Here is a 24,296-nt window from a genome sequence, read left to right as displayed (position 1 = left end):
AACGGGGGGCAGGGGCTCTTTCGGTTTCGACTAGCGGTAGTCGGAGTAGCCGTAATCGTCCAGCGGCACCGCAGCACCGGTCGCCTGGCCGAAATCCGGGCTGTAGTACTGATCCTCGTAGGACGGGATCGTGTACGCCGCAGCCCTGGCCTCTTCGGTCGGCTGAACCTGGATGTTGCGGTAGCGGCTGATGCCGGTACCGGCCGGGATCAGCTTGCCGATGATCACGTTCTCCTTCAGACCGTTGAGCCTGTCGCTGCGGCAGTTGATCGCCGCATCGGTCAGGACACGAGTGGTCTCCTGGAACGACGCCGCAGACAGCCACGAATCGGTGGCCAGCGACGCCTTGGTGATGCCCATCAGCACCGGGCGACCTGCCGCGGGCTCGTTGCCCTCGGCCACCACCCGACGGTTCTCCGACTCGAACTCGCCGCGCTCGGTCAGCGAGCCGGGCAGGAACTCCGTCGCGCCCGAATCGATGATCGTGACGCGCCGCAGCATCTGCCGGACGATGACCTCGATGTGCTTGTCGTGGATCGACACACCCTGAGCGCGGTAGACCTCCTGGACCTCCCGGACGAGGTGGATCTGCACCTCGCGGGGACCCTGGACACGCAGCACCTCGTGCGGGTCGGCCGAGCCTTCCATCAGCTGCTGGCCCACCTCGACGTGGTCACCGTCGGTCAGCAGACGCTCGGAACCGTCGTCGTGCTTGAAGACCTTCAGCCGCTGGCGACGAGTGAGCTTGTCGTACACGACCTCTTCGCCCCCGTCATCGGGAACGATCGTGATCTTGTAGAACTTCTCGCTCTCCTCCAGGCGGATCCGCCCGGAGACGTCGGCGATCGGGGCGCGGTTACGCGGAACGCGGGCCTCGAACAGCTCCTGCACGCGGGGCAGACCACCGACGATGTCCTGCCCGCCGGTCACACCACCCTGGTGGAAGGTACGCATCGTCAGCTGCGTGCCGGGCTCACCGATGGACTGCGCGGCGACGATGCCGACCGCCTCACCGATGTCGACCAGCTTGCCGGTGGCCATCGATCGGCCGTAGCACATCGCACACACACCGGTACCGGTCGCACACGTCAGCACGGAGCGGACCTTCACCTCGGTGATGCCCGCCGCCAACAATGCGTCGATCGCCGGGTCACCGAGGTCGTGGCCACGCTCGACCACGACGTTGCCGTCGGCGTCGACCGCGTCGGTGGCCAGCGTCCGCGCATAGGCGGAGGTCTCGATGTGCTGATCACGAACCAGCGGACCCTCGGACTGCAGTTCGGCCAGCGTGACGTTGATGCCGCGCTCGGTCTCACAGTCGGTCTCGCGCACGATGACGTCCTGGCTCACGTCGACCAGGCGTCGGGTCAGGTAACCCGAGTCGGCGGTACGAAGCGCCGTGTCCGCCAGGCCCTTACGGGCGCCGTGGGTGTTGATGAAGTACTCCAACACCGTCAGACCCTCGCGGAACGAGGACTTGATCGGACGCGGGATGAACTCACCCTTCGGGTTGGTCACCAGGCCCTTCATGCCGGCCAGCGTGCGGGTCTGGGTGAGGTTGCCCGTAGCGCCGGACTTCACGATCGTGATGATCGGGTTGTCCTCGGGGTAGTAATCCTCCAGAGCCTTACCGACCTCTTCGGTGGCGTCCTGCCAGATCTTGACCAACGCTTCGTTGCGCTCCGTGTGGTTCAGAGCGCCACGCTGGTACTTCTTCTCGATCGCGTCCGCTTCCTTCTCGTAGCGGTCGAGGATCTCCTGCTTCTGCGGCGGCACCAGCACGTCGGCCATCGACACCGTGACACCCGAACGGGTGGCCCAGAAGAAGCCGGCGTCCTTGAGCTTGTCGACGGTCTGCGCGACCACGATCATCGGGTAGCGCTCGGCCAGATCGTTGATGATCCGGGCCTGGACCTTCTTGTGCTGCTGCTCGTTGACGAACGGATAGCCCCTCGGCAACAGCTCGTTGAACAGCACCCGGCCCAGCGTCGTGTCGGCAATCCAGGCGTCGCCCGGCTTCCAGCCGTCGGGGAACCGCTCGGCCTCGATCTCGGCGGGCGGACGCAACTGCGTCAACCGCACCCGGATCTTGGCCCGCACCGACAGCACACCGCGGTCCATCGCCATGATGGCTTCGGCCGGCGAGCTGAACACACCGGACTCCGGCTGATCCTTGGCAGCTGCGACGAACTCGCCCAACTCGCTGTCGATCTCGGTGGTCAGGAAGTACAGCCCGGTCACCATGTCCAGACGCGGCATGGCCAACGGACGACCCGACGCGGGCGACAGGATGTTGTTCGAGGACAGCATCAGGATGCGGGCCTCGGCCTGCGCCTCCGCGGACAGCGGAAGGTGCACGGCCATCTGGTCGCCGTCGAAGTCGGCGTTGAACGCCTCACAGACCAGCGGGTGCAGCTGGATGGCCTTACCCTCCACCAGCTGCGGCTCGAAGGCCTGGATACCGAGGCGGTGCAGCGTGGGCGCGCGGTTCAGCAATACCGGGTGCTCGGCGATGACCTCTTCGAGGACATCCCACACCTGGGGACGCTGACGCTCGACCATGCGCTTGGCACTCTTGATGTTCTGCGCGTGGTTCAGGTCGACCAGACGCTTCATCACGAACGGCTTGAACAGCTCGAGTGCCATCAGCTTGGGCAGACCGCACTGGTGCAGCTTGAGCTGCGGGCCGACCACGATGACCGAACGGCCCGAGTAGTCGACGCGCTTGCCGAGCAGGTTCTGACGGAACCGGCCCTGCTTGCCCTTGAGCAGATCGGACAGCGACTTGAGCGGACGGTTACCCGGTCCGGTGACCGGCCGGCCACGACGACCGTTGTCGAACAGCGCGTCAACGGACTCTTGAAGCATGCGCTTCTCGTTGTTGACGATGATCTCGGGCGCGCCCAGATCGATCAGTCGCTTCAATCGGTTGTTGCGGTTGATGACGCGGCGGTACAGGTCGTTGAGGTCGGAGGTCGCGAAGCGGCCACCGTCGAGCTGGACCATCGGACGCAGTTCCGGCGGGATCACCGGCACGGCGTCGAGCACCATGCCCATCGGCGAGTTCCGGTTCGTCTGGAACGCCGCAACCACCTTCAGTCGCTTGAGGGCACGGAGCTTCTTCTGGCCCTTGCCGTTCTTGATGGTGTCGCGCAGGCTCTCGGCCTCGGCGTCGATGTCGAAGTTCTCGATGAGCTTCTTGATCGACTCGGCGCCCATGGCGCCTTCGAAGTACTCGCCGTAGCGGTCCTGCAGCTCGCGGTAGAGCAGCTCGTCGACGATCAGCTGCTTGGGAGCCAGCTTGGTGAACGTCGTCCAGATCTCGTCGAGCCGGTCCAGCTCACGCTGGGTCCGGTCGCGGAGCTGACGCATCTCACGCTCGCCGCCGTCGCGCACCTTGCGCTTGACGTCGGACTTCGCGCCTTCTTCCTCGAGCTCCTTCATGTCGGCCTCGAGCTTCTGCGCCCGGGCCTCCAGGTCGGAGTCGCGCTGATCCTCGACGGCCTTCTTCTCGACGACCATCTCGGCTTCCAGCGTGGAAAGCTCGTTGTGCCGCATCTCGGTGTCGACCGCGGTGATCACGTAGGCGGCGAAGTAGATGATCTTCTCGAGATCCTTCGGCGCCAGATCCAGCAGGTAACCCAAGCGCGACGGAACGCCCTTGAAGTACCAGATGTGCGTGACCGGGGCGGCCAGCTCGATGTGCCCCATCCGCTCACGACGCACCTTGGCGCGAGTGACCTCGACGCCGCAGCGCTCACAGATGATGCCCTTGAAGCGAACACGCTTGTACTTGCCGCAGTAGCACTCCCAGTCGCGAGTAGGTCCGAAGATCTTCTCGCAGAACAGGCCGTCCTTCTCAGGCTTCAGCGTGCGGTAGTTGATGGTCTCCGGCTTCTTGACCTCGCCGAAGGACCAATTACGGATGTCGTCCGCGGTGGCCAGACCGATGCGGAGTTCATCGAAGAAGTTGACGTCTAGCACGTAACTCCCTTTCCCCTTGCGGGATTTGTAGCCAATAACACTTAGGCGAGATCTTCGACGGACGCGGATTCGTTGCGCGACAGGTTGATTCCGAGGTTGGCAGCAGCGCGCTCCAGGTCCTCGTCGTCGCCGTCACGCATCTCGATCGCGGCACCGTCAGAAGACAACACCTCGACGTTGAGGCACAGCGACTGCAGTTCCTTGAGAAGCACCTTGAACGACTCCGGAATGCCCGGCTCGGGGATGTTCTCGCCCTTGACGATCGCCTCGTAGACCTTGACCCGGCCGACGGTGTCGTCGGACTTGATGGTCAAGAGCTCCTGCAGCGTGTACGCCGCGCCGTAGGCCTGCATGGCCCAGCACTCCATCTCACCGAATCGCTGACCACCGAACTGCGCCTTACCACCCAGCGGCTGCTGCGTGATCATCGAGTACGGGCCGGTCGAGCGGGCGTGGATCTTGTCGTCCACCAAGTGGTGCAGCTTCAGGATGTACATGTAGCCGACCGTCACCGGGTACGGGAACGGTTCGCCACTGCGTCCATCGAACAACTGCGACTTGCCCTCGGCGTTGACCATGACGTCGCCGTCGCGGTTGGGAAGCGTCGAGCCCAGCAGGCCCTCCAACTCACCCTCACGCGCGCCGTCGAAGACCGGGGTGGCCACGATGCTGTCGGCCGGTGCCGAGAGCAGGGACTCGGGCAGGTTGCCCGCCCACTCCGGCGTTCCACCGGCCACATCGATGTTCCAGCCGGCTTTCGCCACCCAGCCCAGATGCGTCTCGAGGATCTGGCCGATGTTCATCCGTCGCGGAACACCGTGGGTGTTCAGGATGATGTCCACCGGGGTTCCGTCCGGCATGAACGGCATGTCCTCGACTGCCAGGATCTTGCCGATGACGCCCTTGTTGCCGTGGCGTCCGGCGAGCTTGTCACCGTCGGAGATCTTGCGCTTCTGGGCCACGTAGACGCGGACCAGTTCGTTGACGCCGGCGGGCAGCTCGTCGTCGTCCTCGCGAGAGAACACGCGGATGCCGATGACCTTGCCGGACTCGCCGTGCGGCACCTTCAGGGAGGTGTCGCGGACCTCGCGGGCCTTCTCACCGAAGATGGCACGCAGCAGACGCTCTTCCGGGGTCAGCTCCGTCTCGCCCTTGGGCGTGACCTTGCCGACCAGGATGTCGCCGTCGCGGACCTCGGCGCCGATGCGGACGATGCCGCGCTCGTCGAGATCGGCCAGCACCTCATCGGAGACGTTCGGGATGTCCCGGGTGATCTCCTCGGCGCCCAGCTTGGTGTCGCGGGCGTCGATCTCGTGCTCCTCGATGTGAATCGAGGTGAGCACGTCCTCTTCGACCAGGCGGTTGGAGAGGATGATCGCGTCTTCGTAGTTGTGGCCCTCCCACGGCATGATCGCCACGAGCAGGTTCTTGCCCAGTGCCATCTCACCGTTTTCGGTGCACGGCCCGTCGGCGATGACCTGACCGGCCTCGACACGCTGCCCGGAGTCCACGATCGGACGCTGGTTGGCGCAGGTGCCGTGGTTTGAGCGGGCGAACTTGCGCATCCGGTAGGTGTGCCGGGTGCCGTCGTCGGCCATCACGGTGACGTAGTCGGCCGAAACCTCCTCGATGACGCCGGCCTTGTCGGCCACGACGACATCGCCCGCGTCGATCGCGGCACGCAATTCCATGCCGGTGCCGACCAGCGGGGCCTCACTACGCACCAGCGGAACCGCCTGGCGCTGCATGTTGGCGCCCATCAGGGCACGGTTGGCGTCGTCGTGCTCGAGGAACGGAATCATCGCCGTCGCGACCGACACCATCTGGCGCGGTGAGACGTCCATGTAGTCGACCTCGGAGCTGGACACGTTCTCGACCTCGCCGCCCTTACGGCGAACCAGGATGCGGTCCTCGACGAATCGACCCTGCTCGTCGATCGGCGAGTTGGCCTGCGCCACGACGTGGCGGTCCTCCTCGTCGGCCGTCAGGTACTCGACGTCGTCGGTGACGACCCCGTCCACGACCTTGCGGTACGGCGTCTCGATGAAACCGAACGGGTTGACCCGTGCGTACACCGACAGCGAACCGATCAGACCGATGTTCGGACCTTCGGGGGTCTCGATCGGACACATCCGGCCGTAGTGGCTGGAGTGCACGTCGCGGACCTCGAGGCCGGCGCGCTCACGGGACAGACCGCCGGGGCCCAGCGCCGACAGGCGGCGCTTGTGGGTCAGACCCGACAGCGGGTTGTTCTGATCCATGAACTGCGACAGCTGCGAGGTTCCGAAGAACTCCTTGATCGCCGCCACAACGGGACGGATGTTGATCAGGGTCTGCGGCGTGATCGCCTCGACGTCCTGGGTGGTCATCCGCTCACGAACGACACGCTCCATGCGGGACAGGCCGACGCGGATCTGATTCTGGATCAGCTCACCGACCGTGCGCAGACGGCGGTTGCCGAAGTGGTCGATGTCGTCGGTCTCCACCGGGACCTCGACCCCGCCGGGCACCGTCATCATCTTGTCGCCCTGCTGCAACCGCACCAGGTACTCGATGGTGGCGACGACGTCCTCTTCGGTCAGCGTCGAGCTGGTGATCGGTTCCCCGACGTTCAGCCCGAGCTTCTTGTTGACCTTGTAGCGGCCCACGCGGGCCAGGTCGTAACGCTTCTCCTTGAAGAACAGGTTCTCCAGCAGGGTCTGCGCGGACTCCTTGGTCGGCGGCTCGCCCGGTCGCAGCTTCCGGTAGATGTCCAGAAGCGCCTCGTCGGTGCCTGCGGTGTTGTCCTTCTCCAGCGTGCCCATCATGATCTCGGAGAAGCCGAAGCGCTCCACGATCTGCTCGTTGGACCAGCCGAGTGCCTTCAGCAGTACGGTGACCGGCTGACGCCGCTTGCGGTCGATGCGGACGCCGACGGTGTCGCGCTTGTCGACGTCGAACTCCAGCCAGGCGCCGCGGCCTGGGATCACCTTGACGCTGTGCAGCGTCTTCTCGGTGGACTTGTCGATCGACTCGTCGAAGTACACACCGGGCGAACGGACCAGCTGGCTCACCACGACACGCTCGGTGCCGTTGATGATGAAAGTGCCCTTCTCGGTCATCATCGGGAAGTCGCCCATGAAGACCGTCTGGCTCTTGATCTCGCCGGTGTTGTTGTTGATGAACTCGGCCGTGACGAACAGCGGAGCCGCGTACGTCATGTCCTTGTCTTTGCACTCGTCGACCGGGGCCTTGACCTCGTCGAAGCGTGGATCAGAGAAAGAAAGCGACATCGAGCCCGAGAAGTCCTCGATCGGCGACAGCTCGGTGAGGACCTCTTCGAGGCCACCCACCGGACTGGCGAGACCGCGACCACTGGCGTTGGCACGCCAACGCTCGGAACCGATCAACCACTCGAACGAATCGGTCTGCACGTCGAGTAGCCCCGGAACCTCGAGGGGCTCGCGAAGCTTCGCGAAAGAAATTCGATTTGGTGCTCCGGGAACGGAACTATTGGTGGTAGCTACTTCTGACTCGATCTGGCGGGACCCTGCCAAGATGCATCCTTCCAGCACCTCATGCGACTATCAGGAGCCGGATGGGACCGGACCATTTGTCGCGATATCTGCGTCGGTTCGGCTGGCCGCTCAGGCCCGGAACTCTGACGCACGGCACGCGACTAGATCACTGAGCAGGGCTCAGGCTTGTTCACGATGTCGTAGGCGGGTGAGGTGGGCAGGATGCAGCCAGCGCAACGTCCAACAGTACCGCAGGACGGCATATTCCTCAACATCCGCAAGCAGGGACGGTCAGGCGCTGGCTGGCGGCCCTGATCGCTCTCATCCCTGCATACATTGCTGGCCAATAGATTGGCCCGGTTTCGTCCTTCCGTCAAGAGATAACACGGTGTTTGATGTGGACAATTCGTCCGAGGGCGCAACACAGGTCGCGAAGTTGATGCCGAAGGCGATGTTCGCGAAGAACTGGAACACCTTGTCGATGAACGTCAGCCGCTCGGGCGGCCCCGGCATCACGTAGGCCGTCGCGGTGCCCCTGGGAGTGTCGATCGTGAGCGTGTCGCCCGCGACTCCGTAGTAGGGCGACCCGGGCGTGGGTGCTCCGGCGAACATGTCGTTGACCCAGGCGGCACTGAGGATTTCGGCCGCCTTGACGTTCTCGATCTTCGACCATCCGGTGACCAGGTTGAGCCCGGCCTGGACCAGCGGGTTACCGCCGAGCATCGTGTCGGAGTGCAAGCCACCGATGAGGCGCACGCTGTGGAACTGGCCGGACCGGGCCTGCTCGAGCGCGATGCCAGAGGACCCGTTCATGTTCCAGTAGTAGGCCTTGCCGGCGAGGTTGTAGATGGGCACTTCGTCGGGCAGTTTCTCCAATGCCTCGGGCAGGACCTGACCGAAGCCCACGCCGTCGAGCATCACCACCCCTGCCAGCCGGTCGACCGCGCCGTTGTGGGCCATGTAGCCCGCGGCCCCTGCCGCCAGCCCGCCGCCCGCGGAGTGCCCCATCAGCACCACCCGGTCGACGCCGGCCAGCAGCGAAGGGCTGTACCCCGCCGCTGCCGCGCTGTCGGCCAGAGCGGTGTTGCCGTCGACGAACAGGCCCGCCACCGCCTCGTGCATCTGCGTGCCGCCGACCCAGCAGCCGTCACACGCCAGGAAGTTCGACGTCAGCGACGTGGTGACGACGATGCTGTGGGTGGCTTCCGCCAACCGGGACGCCGTGTAGCTGTAGAACGGTCCGGCAGCCAGGAAGCCGTGCTGCAGGTAGATCAGTCGTGTCGGCGTCGGCCCCTCCGGGACATACCAGTCCGCGGGCACCACATATCCGTCGCCGCAGTCGATCTCCACCTTCGAGCTGCGGACCGTGACCGTGCTGCCCCACGGCAGCAGCGGTGGACCGCCGAACACCCTGATCGCAAACGAATACAGGTTGAAGACGATGGTCCCGACGATGCTGAGCAGCGTCTGCTTGGGCGCTGACACCTCGGCGGTGGTCTCGGCCGCCGCCGACACCACCGTCAGCCGCGCGACGGCCGGGGTCGGCTCGATCACCTCCGCCGCCTCGGCATCGGTATCGGTATCGAGGGCGGTGTCCGCGGCGCCGGCCGACCCGGTCGTCGGTTCGGTGGGATCGGCGAGAACGAGCGCATCCGGCGTCATGTCGAGCGTTTCGGTCACCGGCGTCACCGGCGTCACCGGGGTCACGGGCAAGGTCGTCTCGACCTCGGTCTCGACATCCGTGTCGACATCCGTGTCGACATCCGTGTCGACATCCGTCTCGTCGTTCCGGCCGGTCGAATCGGTTTCCTCGGCTGCGGTCTCCTCGGCTTCGGGTTCCTCGGCGTCGATCTCGTCGGCGTCGATCTCGTCGCCGTCGGTCTCCTCGGCTTCGGCGTCGGTCTGGTCAGCGTCGGCCTCGGCGCCGTCGGTCTCGTCAGCGTCGGTTTCGTCGGTGTCGGGGTCGGTTTCTTCGGCGTCGGTTTTGGTGTCGGATTCGGCCTTGTCGCGTTCGGCGCGGGGGTTGCCGGCTTCCGACGCGTCGGACGTGGATGTCTCACCGCCGGCGCCCGGTTCCGTGGATGCGATCGCCACTCCGGCTCCGCCGAGCATGGCGGCGGCCACACCGGCCGTGACCACGCCTGCGCCCATCCACATCGACACTCGGTCGAACATCGTTGACCCCTATCCAAATCCGGCAAACCGTATCGCGGTCGCTCGACTCAAATGCCGATTTCCGGAATCTGTGCAGTCGCCCCGGGCGACAGATCAGGCGGCGACGGTGTCCGAGCGGTGCGGAATCATCGGCTCGAACCAGCGGGCCGTCTGGAACCACGGGAAGTAGCTGCAGTACATGGTCGTCGGATTGAGCAGGCACGCATACACCTGCTCGTACAGCTTCAGGTCGACCCACTCGGTGGGCAGGATGTGGGCCACCCGTGTCCACCAGCCGTCCACGATGTCGAGGGTGGTGCCCGCGGGACCGTAGAGCTTCGCCGTGTGCGTCCCGGCGAACATGTCGTTGATCCAGCCGGCCGCGAGGATCTCGTTGGCATTGATGTTCATCTGCGTCGAGAAACCGGTCGCAAGGTAGGACATGAACTGCACGATCGGGCTGGCGCTCTGCATGGAATCGGAGTGCGATCCGCCTTCGACCATGACGCCGGTGAACATACCCGGCCGCGCCTCTACGAGCCGGATGTTGGCGTCACCGTAGGTGTTCCAACTATCGGGCTCAGCGGCGAGGTTGTACACCGGGATGGAGTGCGGGATCTTCGCCAGATCCGCGCTCATGTGGTCCAGGAACCCCACGCCGTCGAACATCACCACACCGGCCAGGTCGTCGGCGACACCGGATTCGACCAGGTACCGAGCCGTGCCTGCGACCAGACCGCCGCCGGCCGAATGACCGGCAAGCACGACCCGGGTGGGCAACGTCCCGGCGAATCCCGCCGCTCGGGCGCTCGCATTGAGCACCGAGCGGTCGCCCACGAACAGGTCGGCGACGGCACGGTGGGTGTGCGGCAGCATCAGCGGATAGTCATCGGTGTCGAAGACGTTCCATGTCAGCGTCGGCGCCACGACGATGCTGTTCGTCTTCTCCGCCAGGTATGCCGCAGTTGCGCTGTAGAACGACGCGGTCGCGAGGAAGCCGTGCTGGAAGTAGATCAGCCCGGTCGGGGCCTCGTCGTTGTCGGGGAAATACCAGTCCGCGGGAACGACGACGCCGCTTCCGAGCGTCAGTGTCGACCTCTCGACCCGGACGCTGCTGCCGAACGGGGCGCGCGCCGGCCCGGCAAGGAACTGCATCGTGCTGGTGTACAGGTTGTAGACGAAGGTGCCCATGTCGTTGAAGAAGTCGAGCAGCGCGGGCGGGGCGTCCGCTGCCCACGGGACGGTCTCCGCGGCGGTCCGCATCACCACGGCTCCGGCCTCGCTGGTGAGGTCTGTCTCGATGCTCGCGACGAATGTGCTGGGCTCCTCGGCGTCGGGTCTCCCGACGGCGGCGTCAGCAACTGGCGCGACACTCGGCGCCTCAGGCTCGACCGGCGTCGCCGGTGTCTCGACAACCACCTCCGTCGAACCCTCGGCCGGCGTCGATTCCTCGGACTCGGGTGCACGGTGCTTCCCTCCCGGCGACTCGGTCTCCGCGGAGTCCGAGTCGGGGGCGGCGACTTCGTCTTCAGGGTCTTCGGGGACTTCCGCGTCGTCCGCAGCGTCCTCATCGTCGTCGTCCGGAGCGGCCTCGTCGTCCGGAGCGGCCTCGTCGTCCAGGTCGACCCCGGATTCGGTTTCCCCGTCCACGCCGCTGTCGCTGTCGTCGGCGTCTGCGTCGGCCGCTGCCCTGCTGGGCTTGTCGGCCTCGGATTTGGATCGTGGTCCAGCCTTGGCACTCTCGGAGTCCCCGGACCCCGAGTACCCCTGCGCGCCTGCACTCGACGACGTGCCGTCGTCCGCAAGGGCAACGCCGGCACCGGCCAGCATCGCTGCCGATACACCCCCCGCTAGAACGCCTGCCCCCAACCAGACCCGGTAGCGGTCGACCATACGTCTCCTGTCCCAATATCGCGGAGCGTCGCCGTGCGATCGGCCCGGAAAAGGTTTTACAACGCTGATTTGCGATTCTGGCAAACTGTATAGGCGGGCAGATCAACTTCGCAAGACCAACGAACAAAAAATTGACGGCTGTAGACGAAAATACTGATCGGACTGCTAGTGGCCGGTTTTCAACGATGGCCACGGGACCGATGACACAGGGGTCGACACCAGAGGTTTATTTCTCGGCGAACTCGTCGTGAATTAGCAACGGCAGTCACACCGGCCACACGAATCGGCATTGCTTGCGAAATCACGAATCGATCAGTTGCTGAAATTGCACTGATTCGTCAGGCCGACATCCGGCCCGCATATGGTGCGGCACGCCGTTGACCAGGGAATTGCCGGTCAGCCGCGGAGAACTCGTCCGCGCTGGACCGGCTGTACGGCTGCGCAGCACGAGTCGACGGCGGCGCTCTGTGCGCCGCCGTCGTGCAGGTGTGGTCTAGCGCTCGCCGGCGACCGGAATGCGACCGGTGGGTGCGTCGTCCTCGACGCGACGATGATGCGTGGAGGGCTCGCCGCCGAATTCGTGCGAACTGTACTTGTGCGTGCCTTCGAGGTCGTCGCGGATGGCTTCCTGCGCCGCCGGCGGCAGGGTGCTCATGATCTCGCGGACCCGGGCCTGACGGCGACCCACGGCCTGGCGCTCCGGCATACCCGGGGTGGCCTGGATCTGTGGCGGCACACCTTCGATCTCCTCGACGCCACCGTCGTGGTGTCCGGCGTCGGCCATGGCCTGCTCTTCGGCCATCGTGCCTTCGTCCTTCTCCTCCGACATACCGATCGGGCCGAGGCGCCGACCGTTGAGGAACTGCTTGACGACAGGCTCGTCGCTGGTCAGCAGCACCTCGCGGGGCCCGAACATCACCAGCTTCTTGCGGAAGAGCATGCCCATGTTGTCGGGCACGGTGCGGGCGATGTTGATGTTGTGCGTCACGATCAGGATCGTGCAGTCGATCTGAGCGTTGATGTCGATCAGCAGCTGAGACAGGTAGGCAGTACGCACCGGGTCCAGACCCGAGTCCGGCTCGTCGCAGAGGATGATCTGCGGATCCAGGACCAGGGAGCGGGCCAGGCCGGCACGCTTGCGCATACCGCCGGAGATCTCGCCGGGGAACTTCGTCTCGTCGCCGCCGAGGCCCACCAGATCCAGCTTCTCCATCACGATCTGACGGATTTCGCTTTCCTTCTTCTTGGTGTGCTCACGCAAGGGGAAGGCGGTGTTGTCGTACAGGCTCATCGAGCCGAACAGCGCACCGTCCTGGAACATCACTCCGAACAGCGTGCGGATCTCGTAGAGCTCCTTGGCGGAGCACTCGATGATGTTGGTGCCGTCGACGATGATCTTGCCGCGTTCAGGACGCAGCAGACCGATCAGCGACTTCAGGAACACCGACTTACCGGTACCCGACGGGCCCAGCAGAACGCTGACCTCACCGGCGGGGAGGTCGAAGGTGACGTCCTCCCAGATTCGCTGGGACCCGAAGGACTTCGTGAGTCCCTCGACCTGAATACCAATGCCCACGCGAATTCCTCTCGCCAGTGCTCGACGCCACGCCACATGCTCCCCGCCTGTGGCTTGAGTCACTGTAACCTACCCGCCCACACCACAACACTCGGTCGGTGAACAACCGACGAGACTGGCGAACGGGACCATGTCGTGGCTGGTCAGTTTGCCAGAGCGACGCCGTCACGCCCTTACGGGTTCCTGCAGACAGCACTGTGGGGCCGACCCCAACGGGTCGGCCCCACAGTGATGCAGTTCGGTCTTACTTGACGGTGACCGATGCGCCGGCAGCCTCGAGCTTGCCCTTGGCTTCCTCGGCGGCTTCCTTGGTGACCTTCTCGAGCAGCGGCTTGGGGGCGCTGTCGACCAGATCCTTGGCTTCCTTGAGACCCAGACCCGAAACGATCTCGCGAACGACCTTGATGACGCCGATCTTCTTCTCGCCGGCACCCTCGAGGATGACGTCGAACTCGCTCTGCTCCTCGGCGGCCTCGGCCGGGGCACCGCCGGCGGGGCCGGCAGCCGCGACGGCGACCGGCGCGGCGGCGGTGACGTCGAAGGTCTCCTCGAACTTCTTCACGAACTCCGAGAGCTCCAGCAGCGTCAGTTCCTTGAACGCGTCGAGCAGGTCATCGGTGGAAATCTTGGCCATGATGTGGTCCTTCCTGATTTTTCTTCTTGGCTGGTGGGTGGTGCTGGTCGTAACGCCGCTACGCGGCTTCTTCGGTGCTCTTCTTCTCCTGCAGCGCGGCTGCCAACCGTGCGACCTGCGACGCCGGAGCGTTGAACAGGCCAGCGGCCTTGGAGAGGTTTGCCTTCATCGCGCCGGCCAGCTTGGCCAGCAGCACCTCGCGGGACTCCAGATCGGCGATCTGCTCGACCTCTGCGACGGTCAACGCGCGACCGTCCATGTAGCCGCCCTTGATGACGAGCGCCTTGTTGTCCTTGGCGAACGTCTTGATCGCCTTGGCGGCGTCGACGGCCTCGCCCTGGACAAACGCGATCGCGGTGGGACCGACGAACAGATCGTCGAGCCCCTCGACACCGGCCTCCGCCGCGGCACGCTTGACCAGCGTGTTCTTGGCGACGGTGTACGTGGCGGTGTCGCCGAGCGAACGGCGCAGGTCTTTGAGGTTGGCGACGGACAGTCCGCGGTATTCGGTGACGAGCGTCGCCGTCGCCCCCTTGAACTGCTCGGCGATGTCGGCAACCGCGGTGGCCTTTTCAGCCTTGGCCATGCATGCCTCCTCGTTGATGTGTCATTCCGCCGGGCCGGACCGGAAATGACAAACGCCCCGACACAGACAGGTCGGGGCGCGGAAGCTAGCCTCGTCCTCCTGCGTGGGCCGTCCGGATAATCCGGACCTTCAACCGATTACTCGAGTACTTGCTCTTCGCGCAAGCGCTCATCGGTGACCGACGGTCTTCGGTGGAACCGAGCCAGAATAGCGCGCCGGGCGCCGAACAGCCAAAACGCGGGCGTCGCTCACCGCGCCGAATCCACCAATGATGCCGCGCCGATCAGCCCGGCGTCGCCGCCGAGTTCGGCGGGTACGACCTTGAGGTCACGGATGAAGTCCAAACCCGCATAGCCGGTCAGCGCCTCGCTCAGCGGGTCGAACAACACCGGGCCCGCCTTCGCGACGCCGCCGCCGATGACGACGAGGTCCAAGTCGCAGACTGCGGCCACCGAAGCGATCATCGCCGCCAGCGCATCGGCACCGCGCCGGAACGCCAGCACCGCGACGGGGTCACCGGTGGCGGCGGCTTCGGCGAGCGCTTTCGCGTCGGCGTCCGCGGGTGCCTGCCAGCCGTTCGCGTGCGCCCACTGCGCCAGGTGCGGACCCGAGGCCACCATTTCCACACAGCCACGGCCACCGCATGGGCAGGGGGCGCCACCGGGTTCGACGACGACGTGCCCGACGTGGCCCGCGTTGCCGGTACGACCGTGATAGGGCGCGCCGTCGAGCACCAACCCACCGCCGATGCCGGTCGACACCACCATTCCGAGCATGAACTGTGCGCCGCGCCCGGCGCCGTGCCTCGACTCCGCCATCGCCATGCACAGCCCGTCGCCGCCCAGACGCACCGGCAGGCCGGTGCTTTCCGCGACGCGCGCCACGATCGGGAAGTGCCGCCACGCGGCGATGTTGACCGGGCTGACGGTGCCGCCGGGAAGGTCCACCGGACCCGCCGAGCCGATTCCCACCGCCGTCACTGCCCCGCCGGCATCGGCTCGCATGTCGGTCAGCAGCGACTCGGCCACGCTCCACACGGTCTCGGCATCACCGTCCGGAGTGGGGCGTTGCGCGCGACGGACGAGCGTGCCGTCGGCGTCGACGAGACCGGCGGCGATCTTCGTCCCGCCGATGTCGAGTGCGAGTATTCGATCGGCCATCAGTGCCTGTGGGTGTTGTCGGGTTGCCGGGGATCGCCGGGGTGTTCGTATCCGTCGGCGAGCACCACGACCTCGGCGCACCGTGCATCGAGCCAACGGCGGTACTCGCGGCGCCGGGCCGCTGCCAGCAGATGCCCGGCGATCGCGGACCGCACCTCCTCGAGATCGGCACCGGCGGGGGCGCCACTCCAGCCATCAGTGGTCACCGTGCGGGTGCCAAATCGGAAAGGATTGCGGCAGTGGTAGTCCCGCACCTGAGCATCGCTGACCGTCACGGCCGCGGTGACGCGCGCGAACACGGCGCGGCCCGCGGGTCCGGCCAGCGTGCCCGCCGCCACACTGCCGATCTCCAACCGGGCGACGTCATCGGGCAACGGGTTTGTCTCGGGCGGGATGTCGTGGCCGACGTCGAGCGCTCCCGCCTCAGCGGCCACCACCCGCTCCGCCACCAGCACCTGGGTGATCCAGCGCCGAAACTGTCGAGCCTCACTGGTCCCCACACGCGGCAGCGCATTCGCCCGATCGCCGGCGCGCAGCGCTCGTTCCCGGGCGTCCACGTCGGCGACGGTCACCACGTCGTCGCCCACGGTGGCCGCCAACCGGCCACTCATCGGTACACCCGAACCGGGACTGCCGGCGAGTACACCAACTCCCCCGCGCACGCGACGCGGATCAACGCCCACCACTGCCCCGGTTCCACCCAGACCGGCGGCGCGACGTCGAACACCAGCTCGACGGTGCCCCGCGCCGGGACGACATCACCGATGATGTTGGGCCCCAGCCACTCCCAGGTCCCCCATGGGGAGATCGCGTGCGCTTCCACCGCGAGGTCGGCATGGGCGTCGGTGCCGACGGTGACGCGCAGCTGCGCCACGTCGCCCGCTTTGACGTCGACCCCGACCGGCTCGGTCACCATGCGCAGCAGTGCGTCGTCGTGGCGGCCGAGCGACATCACGCAGACATCCTCGACCGTCTGGTGCCACGAGGCGGGGATCGCGCCGCCGGTGCAAGCCAACTCGGCACGCACCGGATACAGACCGGGCGCTGCGGTCTCAGGGACCGCCACCTCGACGGTGGACTCGAGGTACTCGCCCGGCGGAAGCACGAACGGCAGTTCGGCCATTCCGATCTCCCAGTCAGGCGGTGCCACCAGTCGCACCCTGCCGTGCAGCGCAGTGTCGGTGGCGTCGCTGGCCGCCGTCAGACGCAGCGGAACCACTGCACCGGCCTGGACCTCCATCCGGTGCGGATGCAGGTGAGCCACGGCGGGCAGCCCGCCGAGCGGGGCGGGTCCGCGATTGTGCAGCCAGTACCTGGCGTAGAGCGGCTGGGCGGGCTCGGCGTCGGGGGCCAGGTTCACCTGGTCGGCGTCGAGCACCCGGGGAAGATTCAGTTGTGTTCGCAGCGTGGCGATTTCGTATCCGTGCATCGAGACGGTGTCGGATTCGCCGACAAGCGGTTGCTCGATCAGGTCGAGCCTTTTCGGTGACGAGATGTTGCGCAGCCCGGATTGCACCGTCACCTCGGCGTCGCGGCCCATCGTCTCGACGAGTCGGACGGCGATCCCGTCACCCGCGTCGACGTGGCGAGCGCTGCCACCGGCCGTCGGGTTGCCCACCGGCTTGAGCGCTCCGATGCTGACGACACGTTCCGGTTCGACCGACAGCAGCGACCCCCAGGTCGGCAGTCCGCCGAACGTCGGATCGTGGCGGGCGATGACAGATTGAAGCGTGTGGTTGAATTCCGCGCTGCGGGAGGGCATGTCGATGTCGCGCCAGTCCCCCTCCCCCGCGACTACCGCGTAGTCGAAGGTGTGGGTCCAGTGCTGCAACTGGAAGTTCGAACCGTCGGGGGCGGTGCGCCGGGGCGGGTCGATCCAGATACCCGACGGCCAGCCTGTGCAGGACCGCAGCAGCGACGCGTGCAGGGTCCCGTCGGTGTCGACGGCGAATCCGGGCACACCGCGGTTGATCACCGCGACAGTGCGCGATTCGAATTCCGCCACGCTGCCCATCGCGTCCTGGTCGACCGAGATCTCGGCGTCGGCCAGATCGTCGATCAGCGCCTCGAGCGCGGATGCCACGTCGCCGTCGGCCCCGACCGCCAGCACCGGCAGTGCGGCCGGGTCACGTAGGTCCGCACCTGGCAGCCAGACGTCCCGCAGCGGTCCGGCAGCCGCGATCCACATTCGGGATGCACGGTCTCGCTCTCCGAGTACCGTTGCGGTGAAGGAATTGTCATCCGGAGTACCCACGGTGATCCGCATGTCGGGCAGATTCGAGTCGACCGCGAGGTCGCCGTAGCGTGGCGACTCGGCGGTGCTGAGGGTGGCGGTGACCCCTGCTCGGGCGAGCGCCACCATCAGGTCGCGGATCAGTGCGTCGGTTGCCGGGTCGGCGTGGGCGGGGGCCACCACCTCGGCCACCGAGACGGCCCGTACCTCGCCGCCGCGGAAGCGGACCCGCACCGCGGATGACACACCAAACCAGCCGTAGGCAGGGTTGTCCAGCGTGTACGGGAAGACCGCGGTGTCGACGGCGTCGGCCGAACCCGGTTCGTGCAACAAACCGAACCCACGCCCGATCACGGCGTTGCCGACCTCGCTGACCGGCATGGCCCCCGGCACCGGGCAGGGCCACCGCAGCCGCAGCAGACGGTCCGCGCCGGTGAAGTCGTCGACGGTGGTCCGGCAGTCCACCCGGTCGACATCCCGCCACAGCGTCAGGGTCTGGGTGTAGCGCAGCAGACCGGGGATCTCGCCGGTGACGATCAACCGCTCACCCAACCCGCAGCGGTAGCCGCGCACCGACGTCGCCGGTGTCTGCGCCGACGTGGTGACCGCACCTCTGGGCAGCAGATGCCAGGGCCCCTCCCCTGCGGTGGGGTGGGCGGGGTACTCGTCGTACACGGCGAGCTCATTGCCCACCCGGCCGGCGGCGATGAGTTCGCGCCCCGCCGTGACCATCGAACTCACTCCGCCGCCGCGCGATTCGTCGACCCGAAGTAGGTAGTGCTCGTTGGTGATCTCGTTGCCCGTCAACGGCTCCCATGAGTCGGATCCGCCGCCGGGCGCCATCCGGTAGGAGCGCCAGCCCAGCGACGGCACGTCGCGGGCCAGCCAGGTGATCGAGTGTCCGCCGTGTTCGGACAGCAGTGGGACCTCGTTGCCGTCGGCGTCGAGCAGCCGACCCGGGAACGGCTCATCAAGGTGGAGGGTGACGACATCGGAGCGGCTGTGCCCCAACGGGTTCCACACCACCACCGACGCGTCGACCGCTCGCGAGATCAACGCGAGCGCATGGTCTCTCGCGTCGCTTCCCAGCTGCCAGGCGTCTCGCCAACCGGTGAGCAGGTCCAGGTAGACCTGGTCGGATTCCGATCCGGTGATGGCGTCGTGGTGGGCACCGTAGGCGAGTTGCACCCATGCTTTCGCCAGAGCGGCCTCGGGATAGGTGGCACCGCTCAACAACCCGGCGAACGCTGCGAACCGCTCGGCCTGCAGAACGGCGTCCTCGGCGGCCCGGTTGGCCTGCTTGGTGTCGATGTAGGACACGTCCTTGCCGGTGTAGATCGGGTTCATGTCCCGGGTCTGCGGCGACGGTGTGGTCCCGCGCGTCTGAAGTTCATCGCGCACCGCGGTGAAGAACTCGCTGGGCACCGCGCAGACGAATCGCGGCCAGGTGTAGCGGGAGTTCCAGTCGCGGTGGATATCGGTGACCCATTTGTTCGGCGGGGTGTAGTCGGTGCCGACGGGCAGCAGCACGTTGCGGGTCAGCGCAACCTTCTTCATCTTCGCGAACAACTCGTAGGTGGCGGCCTCGGCCTCCTGTAGCGACGCCGATGAGTCCATCCACCAGCCCGCCGCATAGTGGGCGGGCATGTAGTGGGTCAGAAGACCACGCCCGGACGGCGCCATCCATTCGAATTCGCTGGCGAACTGCATGCGCTCGGCGTCGCCCTCGTGCCCGTTTTCCGAGGCCATCGGGCCCCACTGGTGGTGCGGCCCCCGTGCCCAGGAACTCGACGTCAGGCCCGCATCGGCGGCCATGCCCGGGAACTGCGGATCGTGCCCGAAGACGTCGAGTTGCCACGCGGTCGCCGGGTCGGCACCCATCACGTCACGCTGAAACCCGATGCCGTGCACGAAGTTCCGGATCGCCGTCTCGGGACCGGTGAGGTTGGTGTTGGGCTCGTTGTAGGTGCCGCCCATGATCTCGACACGGCCCTCGGCGATCAGCCTGCGCAGGTCTGCGCGGTCCTGCGGGTGGGTGTCCCAGAACGGTTTGAGGTAGTCGACCTCGGCGAGGACGAACTTGTACTCCGCCTCGCGCCTGGCCATTTCGAGGTGTGCGCTGACCAGTTCGAAACCGTTGGTCTGCCGCGCCTTGCCGGGCGGGTCCTCGGTCCAGACGCTGGTGTAGGCCGCCTGGGTGTTCCACCAGACCGGGTCGTAGTGGAAGTGACTGACCATGAACATGGTCCAACCCGGCTCGGCAACGGTGAAGTCGAAGTCGACAGAGCTCCCGCCTGCGACCGCCCGCGCCGGCCGCCGCTGTCCGACCTCCGGGTCGAGGACGCGGACGGCGACCTCCACCGGCGCCCCACCGGGTTCCGCGACGACCTCGTCGATGCTCTGCAATCCGGGCCCCTCGACGTGCACCGGCGTGGGGGCCGCACCGCCCCGGTGGAACACCCGGACGAGCTGAAGCGGTTCGTGGGCGGGCCCGGTGAACAGTTCCGTCGACTCGGCCGCGAGCACCTCGATGGGCATTCCCCAATCTTCCGCACCGCGCGCACGCGGCCTTGCACTCGACACGCCGGGCGCTACCGGACGGCACGCGCGATCCGTTCGGCGACCACGCGGACCGCGTCGACGACCTCCGGCGGCTCCAGCACCTCGAAGTCGCAACCCGGCAGCGCCAGCCACGGCACCATCCGTTCGGGGTCGTCGGCTCCGGTGGTGACGATACAGGCGTTGGGTCCGTCGGCCTCGATTTCCACCGATGCGGCCGAAAATGTCTGGGCGACAACGTCTTGTGCAGCGAAATAGCGCACCTTCGCAATGTAGGGATAGGGCGCCGACGCGATCGCGCGGCGCACATAGGTGGCCGCGTCCGGGGCGTCGCGCGCAACGAAGGTGCTTCCCTGCGCCCGGACGTCGGACATCCGGTCCAGTCGCAGGCTCCGCCAGTCCTGGCGGTCGCGATCGAAACACAGCAGATACCAGCGGCGCCCGGTCGTCACGAGCTGGTAGGGCTCCAACCGCCGTTGGGTGGCGGTGCCGCGGATGTCGACATACCCGGCAGCCACGTGTTCGTGGTCCCGACTCGCACGGGCGAGCGTCATCAGCACATCCGGATCGACCGGTGTGTCGGTTGCGGCACCCAGCGTCACCGTGGCGTCGTGTACGGCGGACACCTGCGATCGCATCCTCGCGGGCATCACCTGGTCGAGCTTGCTCAGCGCGCGCAGCGCCGACTCACCGATGCCGGCGACACTGCCACCTGCGGCCACGCGCAGGCATACCGCCATCGCGACGGCCTCGTCGGGATCGAGGAGCAGCGGCGGCAGCGCCGCCCCGGCGCCGAGCTGGTAGCCGCCGCCGTGCCCGGTGCTGGCATGCACGGGGTAGCCGAGCTCCCGCAGCCGATCGACGTCGCGGCGGACGCTTCGGGTGGTCACCCGGAGCCTCTCGGCAAGCTCCTGGCCGCTCCACACGCGGCGGGACTGCAACAGGCCCAGCAGTTGCAGCACCCGACCTGTTGTTTCGGACATACCGTCGAGTCTGCCGCACTTTGCGGACAGAAACTGTCCTCAATGGATGCAAGAGTGTGTTCATGAGCAACGCACTCGCTCCCCACCTGGCAGAACAGCTCGACTTCCACTGGCGCACGCAACTGCGACCCCGCCTCGTGGGGCTGACCGACGACGAATACTTCTGGGCACCGGTGCCCGGTTGCTGGACCGTGCATCCCGACGGCCGGATCGACTTCGACTATCCGCCGCCGCAACCCGAGCCGGTCACCACCATCGCCTGGCGGCTGGCGCACGTGATCGTCGGCGTGCTGGCGATGCGGAACCACTCCCACTTCGGCGGCCCACCCGCCGACTACGACTCGTGGGACTACGCCACCGACGCCGGCACCGCCCTCGACCAACTCGACGACGCGTACCGACTGTGGCGAGACGGGGTGCTGGGTCTCGACGACGCAGCCCTCGCCAGACCGTGCGGACCGGCGGAGGGTCCGTACGCCGAGGAGCCGATGACAACTCTCGTGCTGCACATCAACCGCGAAATGATCCACCACGGAGCCGAGATCGCCTTGCTCCGTGACCTCTACACCCACACCCACAAGGAGAACTGACCGATGCCCGCCATGCCCCCTCCCATCGCCGACGAGCGTGCCGGACTCAAGGAGTACGTCGCCGCGCAGCAGTACGCCTTCCACGCGATCGCCTTCGGACTCACCGACGAGCAGGCCCGCTCCGCGCCGTCGGTCAGTGCGTTGTCCATCGGCGGGTTGATCAAGCACGTCACGAACTGTCAGCGGGGATGGATGGAGCGAGTCGCCGCCGCACCCGAGCTCACCGAGAGCGACAAGCGGCCGATGACCGATCAGGCCGCGGATTACCAGGACGAGTTCGTCATGGGCGAGGACGAGACACTCGCCGGCATTCTCGCCGAGTTCGACAAGCAGAACGCCGAGACGCTGCGGCTGATCGAGGCGGCGGACCTCGGCGCGGCGGTACCGATCCCCCAGCACGTGCCGTGGTTTCCGAAGGACGTGGCGGCCTGGTCGGTGCGCTGGGTGATCTTCCACATGATCGAGGAGTTGGCCCGGCATGCCGGCCAGGGTGACATCGTTCGCGAAACCATCGACGGCGCAACTCTTTACGAGCTGCTCGCCGGCCTCGAGGGCTGGCCCGAGACGGACTGGCTCAAGCCCTGGAAGCCGGCAGAAGCCTCCTAGGCCACCCCCAACCCCCGCCGAAACGGTATTCCACGCGCCAAAAACCCACGAAAGACCGCACAGAGCGCAATCTCGGCGAACAGGCGAACAAGGAAAGGGCGAGTCAGCGGAGCACGAACTGCAGCGCGTACTCCACCACGGCATCGAGGTCGTCACCGAGATGCCCGGCCAGCCACTGCTGGGCCAACTCGGCCATCGCGCCGGTGTACATCGCCGCTCCCACCATCGCGGCGATCGGGTCGGTACCCGGATTCAGCCGCCAGCCCTCGGTCAGCACGCCTTCGCGAAGCAGATCCTGCGTCGCCGCCCGCCGTACCGCGAGCGCCGGGTTGGCGCGCGCATCGGTGAACAGCACCCGGCCGCGCCGTGGATCGGCGGAGCTGAAGTCGAGCACCGCGGCGATGCCGGCCCGGGTACGTCCCCGCAGCGAGTCATCCGCCTGGGCCATGGCGTTCCCGACGGCCTCTCCGAGTTCGGCGCTGACCCGGTCGTAGACGGCGCCCAGCAGGTCGTCGGTATCTCCGAAACTCTCGTAGAAGTACCGGGTGTTCAGCCCGCACTCGCGAGATACCGAGCGCACCGACAGCGCGGCCTCACCACCGTCGCCGAAGAGCCTGAATGCAGCGTCGACCAGCTGCGCGCGCCGCTCCGCGCGACGATCGGTCAACGGCACCCCGGCCCACCGCGTCGGTGTTGCCGTCGAGTCGCCTCCAGCGCTGGACATCGACCCAGCCTAAGCCGCGTCGGATCACTTCTGGTCACAACCGTGCCCAAACTGTATTCTGGGTACACCCGTGACCACTCCTGGAGGCCTTGATGTTCCTGCCACATCAGATCGTCGGACAACTGCTGAACAAGCGGTTCGATCAGGACGTGCGGCGACACTTATTCCGCGGCATGGAGTTCGCCGAACCGGTGGGTGACCCCGGCTGGTTCGGGCCGGACAGCGCGGTGTGGCACGTGCACTCCCATATGCACTCCCTGGTGTTCGGCTTGCAGTGCGCCGCCTACATCGAACGCCTCGACCCGTCGATCTACTGGATGGGGGTGCACCATTCGCGGCTCGTCACGCAGGAATCGCGGGAAGCCGCGATGCCGCAGATCGATCCGAAGGGGGCCGCGGTGCGCCTCGGCCACTCGGTTGCGTTCTTCATCGGCACCGCCTACGGCTCGACGGCAACCGCCGAGCGCCTCGCATTGGCGGTCCGGTCGATGCACCACACCATCAAAGGCACCCGACCGGACGGCGCCCGCTACGACGCCGACGATCCCGAATGGTTGCGGTGGAACTATGCGACGGTGGTGTGGGGCATCGCCACCGCGCACCAGCTTTATCATCCACAACCGTTGCGCGGCAAGGATATCGACCGCTACTACGGGGAGTTCGTGCGTGTCGGCCATGCCCTCGGAGGAACAGACCTGCCGACCACCAAGCAGGAGACGCTGGACTGCCTGGAGTCCTACCTGCCCAAACTGGCCCTCACCTACGGCGCCGCGATGGCGACCGGACCCAACCTTCCGTTGGCGCAGAGCGCGCTCAACTGGGCCGTCCGCGACACCATGCCTCGGTGGGCCAAAGGGCTCATCCAGCACCGTGACCCCAACATCATCGAGCGCACCGCGCGTCGCGCGACGGTGTGGTCGATCATCAACGGGATCCACATCGCGTCCGGCCCGGTGCCGGAATTCGAACAGGCGAAAGCCCGCGTCGCCGACGGCGTCGATCCGGCGCTGGCGCCCCACACCGTGCCGACCCACAAGCCGGGCAGTGACCCGGTGCGCACCCGTTCCGAGCTCGAGGACGCCTTCGCCTGATCGCAGCGACTGTGACCGGGGGCACA

15 protein-coding genes are annotated in these 24,296 nt (G+C 66.6%); 3 read left to right on the top strand and 12 right to left on the bottom strand.

Annotation, left to right across the window (positions count from 1 at the left end; genetic code table 11):
* Positions 1-30: 30 nt before the first annotated feature.
* The 11 genes from ABDC78_RS05440 to ABDC78_RS05390 form a co-directional block, all read right to left on the bottom strand.
* Complete coding sequence (locus ABDC78_RS05440; protein ID WP_178358731.1) at positions 31-3,984, bottom strand: DNA-directed RNA polymerase subunit beta'; 3,954 nt, start codon at positions 3,982-3,984, stop codon at positions 31-33.
* Between the two features lie 41 nt (positions 3,985-4,025).
* The gene (locus ABDC78_RS05435) at positions 4,026-7,538 is read right to left on the bottom strand and encodes a DNA-directed RNA polymerase subunit beta (protein WP_178358730.1); all 3,513 of its coding nucleotides are present in this window, start codon (positions 7,536-7,538) and stop codon (positions 4,026-4,028) included.
* 264 nt (positions 7,539-7,802) lie between these two features.
* Complete coding sequence (locus ABDC78_RS05430; RefSeq protein ID WP_178358729.1) at positions 7,803-9,656, bottom strand: hypothetical protein; 1,854 nt, start codon at positions 9,654-9,656, stop codon at positions 7,803-7,805.
* A gap of 93 nt (positions 9,657-9,749) precedes the next feature.
* On the bottom strand, positions 9,750-11,528 hold the full coding sequence (locus tag ABDC78_RS05425; RefSeq protein WP_347133337.1) for an alpha/beta hydrolase: 1,779 nt from the start codon (positions 11,526-11,528) through the stop codon (positions 9,750-9,752).
* Between the two features lie 493 nt (positions 11,529-12,021).
* Positions 12,022-13,104 (bottom strand): ATP-binding cassette domain-containing protein, encoded by a 1,083-nt coding sequence (locus ABDC78_RS05420; protein WP_178358727.1) that lies wholly within the window; start codon positions 13,102-13,104, stop codon positions 12,022-12,024.
* A 244-nt stretch (positions 13,105-13,348) separates the two neighbouring features.
* Positions 13,349-13,738 carry a 50S ribosomal protein L7/L12 gene (gene rplL / locus ABDC78_RS05415; RefSeq protein WP_178358726.1) on the bottom strand — a complete coding sequence of 130 codons (390 nt, stop codon included), beginning with the start codon at positions 13,736-13,738 and terminating at the stop codon, positions 13,349-13,351.
* A 58-nt stretch (positions 13,739-13,796) separates the two neighbouring features.
* Entirely contained in the window at positions 13,797-14,324 is a 528-nt protein-coding gene (gene rplJ / locus ABDC78_RS05410; protein WP_178358725.1) for a 50S ribosomal protein L10, read from the bottom strand.
* Between the two features lie 248 nt (positions 14,325-14,572).
* Positions 14,573-15,484: an ROK family protein gene (locus ABDC78_RS05405; protein ID WP_178358724.1), complete on the bottom strand. Its 912-nt coding sequence runs from the start codon at positions 15,482-15,484 to the stop codon at positions 14,573-14,575.
* The gene (locus ABDC78_RS05400) at positions 15,484-16,095 is read right to left on the bottom strand and encodes a malonyl CoA-ACP transacylase (protein ID WP_178358723.1); all 612 of its coding nucleotides are present in this window, start codon (positions 16,093-16,095) and stop codon (positions 15,484-15,486) included. Before ABDC78_RS05400 ends, ABDC78_RS05405 begins: the two co-directional genes overlap by 1 nt.
* Positions 16,092-20,249: an NEW3 domain-containing protein gene (locus ABDC78_RS05395; RefSeq protein ID WP_178358976.1), complete on the bottom strand. Its 4,158-nt coding sequence runs from the start codon at positions 20,247-20,249 to the stop codon at positions 16,092-16,094. The genes ABDC78_RS05400 and ABDC78_RS05395 overlap by 4 nt, the downstream gene beginning before the upstream one ends.
* A 59-nt stretch (positions 20,250-20,308) precedes the next feature.
* Positions 20,309-21,259, bottom strand: coding sequence for a YafY family protein (locus tag ABDC78_RS05390; RefSeq protein WP_178358722.1), 951 nt, complete (start codon positions 21,257-21,259; stop codon positions 20,309-20,311).
* A 62-nt stretch (positions 21,260-21,321) separates the two neighbouring features.
* On the opposite strand from ABDC78_RS05390, the gene ABDC78_RS05385 reads away from it, so the two are divergent.
* Positions 21,322-21,849: a DinB family protein gene (locus ABDC78_RS05385; protein WP_178358721.1), complete on the top strand. Its 528-nt coding sequence runs from the start codon at positions 21,322-21,324 to the stop codon at positions 21,847-21,849.
* Between the two features lie 3 nt (positions 21,850-21,852).
* Positions 21,853-22,455, top strand: coding sequence for a DinB family protein (locus ABDC78_RS05380; protein WP_178358720.1), 603 nt, complete (start codon positions 21,853-21,855; stop codon positions 22,453-22,455).
* 103 nt (positions 22,456-22,558) lie between these two features.
* Here ABDC78_RS05380 and ABDC78_RS05375 read toward each other — a convergent pair whose 3' ends face one another.
* Complete coding sequence (locus ABDC78_RS05375) at positions 22,559-23,179, bottom strand: TetR/AcrR family transcriptional regulator (protein ID WP_178358719.1); 621 nt, start codon at positions 23,177-23,179, stop codon at positions 22,559-22,561.
* Between the two features lie 92 nt (positions 23,180-23,271).
* On the opposite strand from ABDC78_RS05375, the gene ABDC78_RS05370 reads away from it, so the two are divergent.
* Positions 23,272-24,270 carry an oxygenase MpaB family protein gene (locus tag ABDC78_RS05370; RefSeq protein WP_178358718.1) on the top strand — a complete coding sequence of 333 codons (999 nt, stop codon included), beginning with the start codon at positions 23,272-23,274 and terminating at the stop codon, positions 24,268-24,270.
* The last annotated feature ends 26 nt before the right edge of the window (positions 24,271-24,296 follow it).

Source organism: Mycobacterium sp. DL (assembly GCF_039729195.1).
In the GTDB taxonomy this organism is placed as follows: Bacteria; Actinomycetota; Actinomycetes; order Mycobacteriales; family Mycobacteriaceae; genus Mycobacterium; species Mycobacterium hippocampi_A.
The sequence above is the reverse complement of the archived record's forward strand: the minus strand, read 5'-3'. Positions and strand labels throughout refer to the sequence as shown.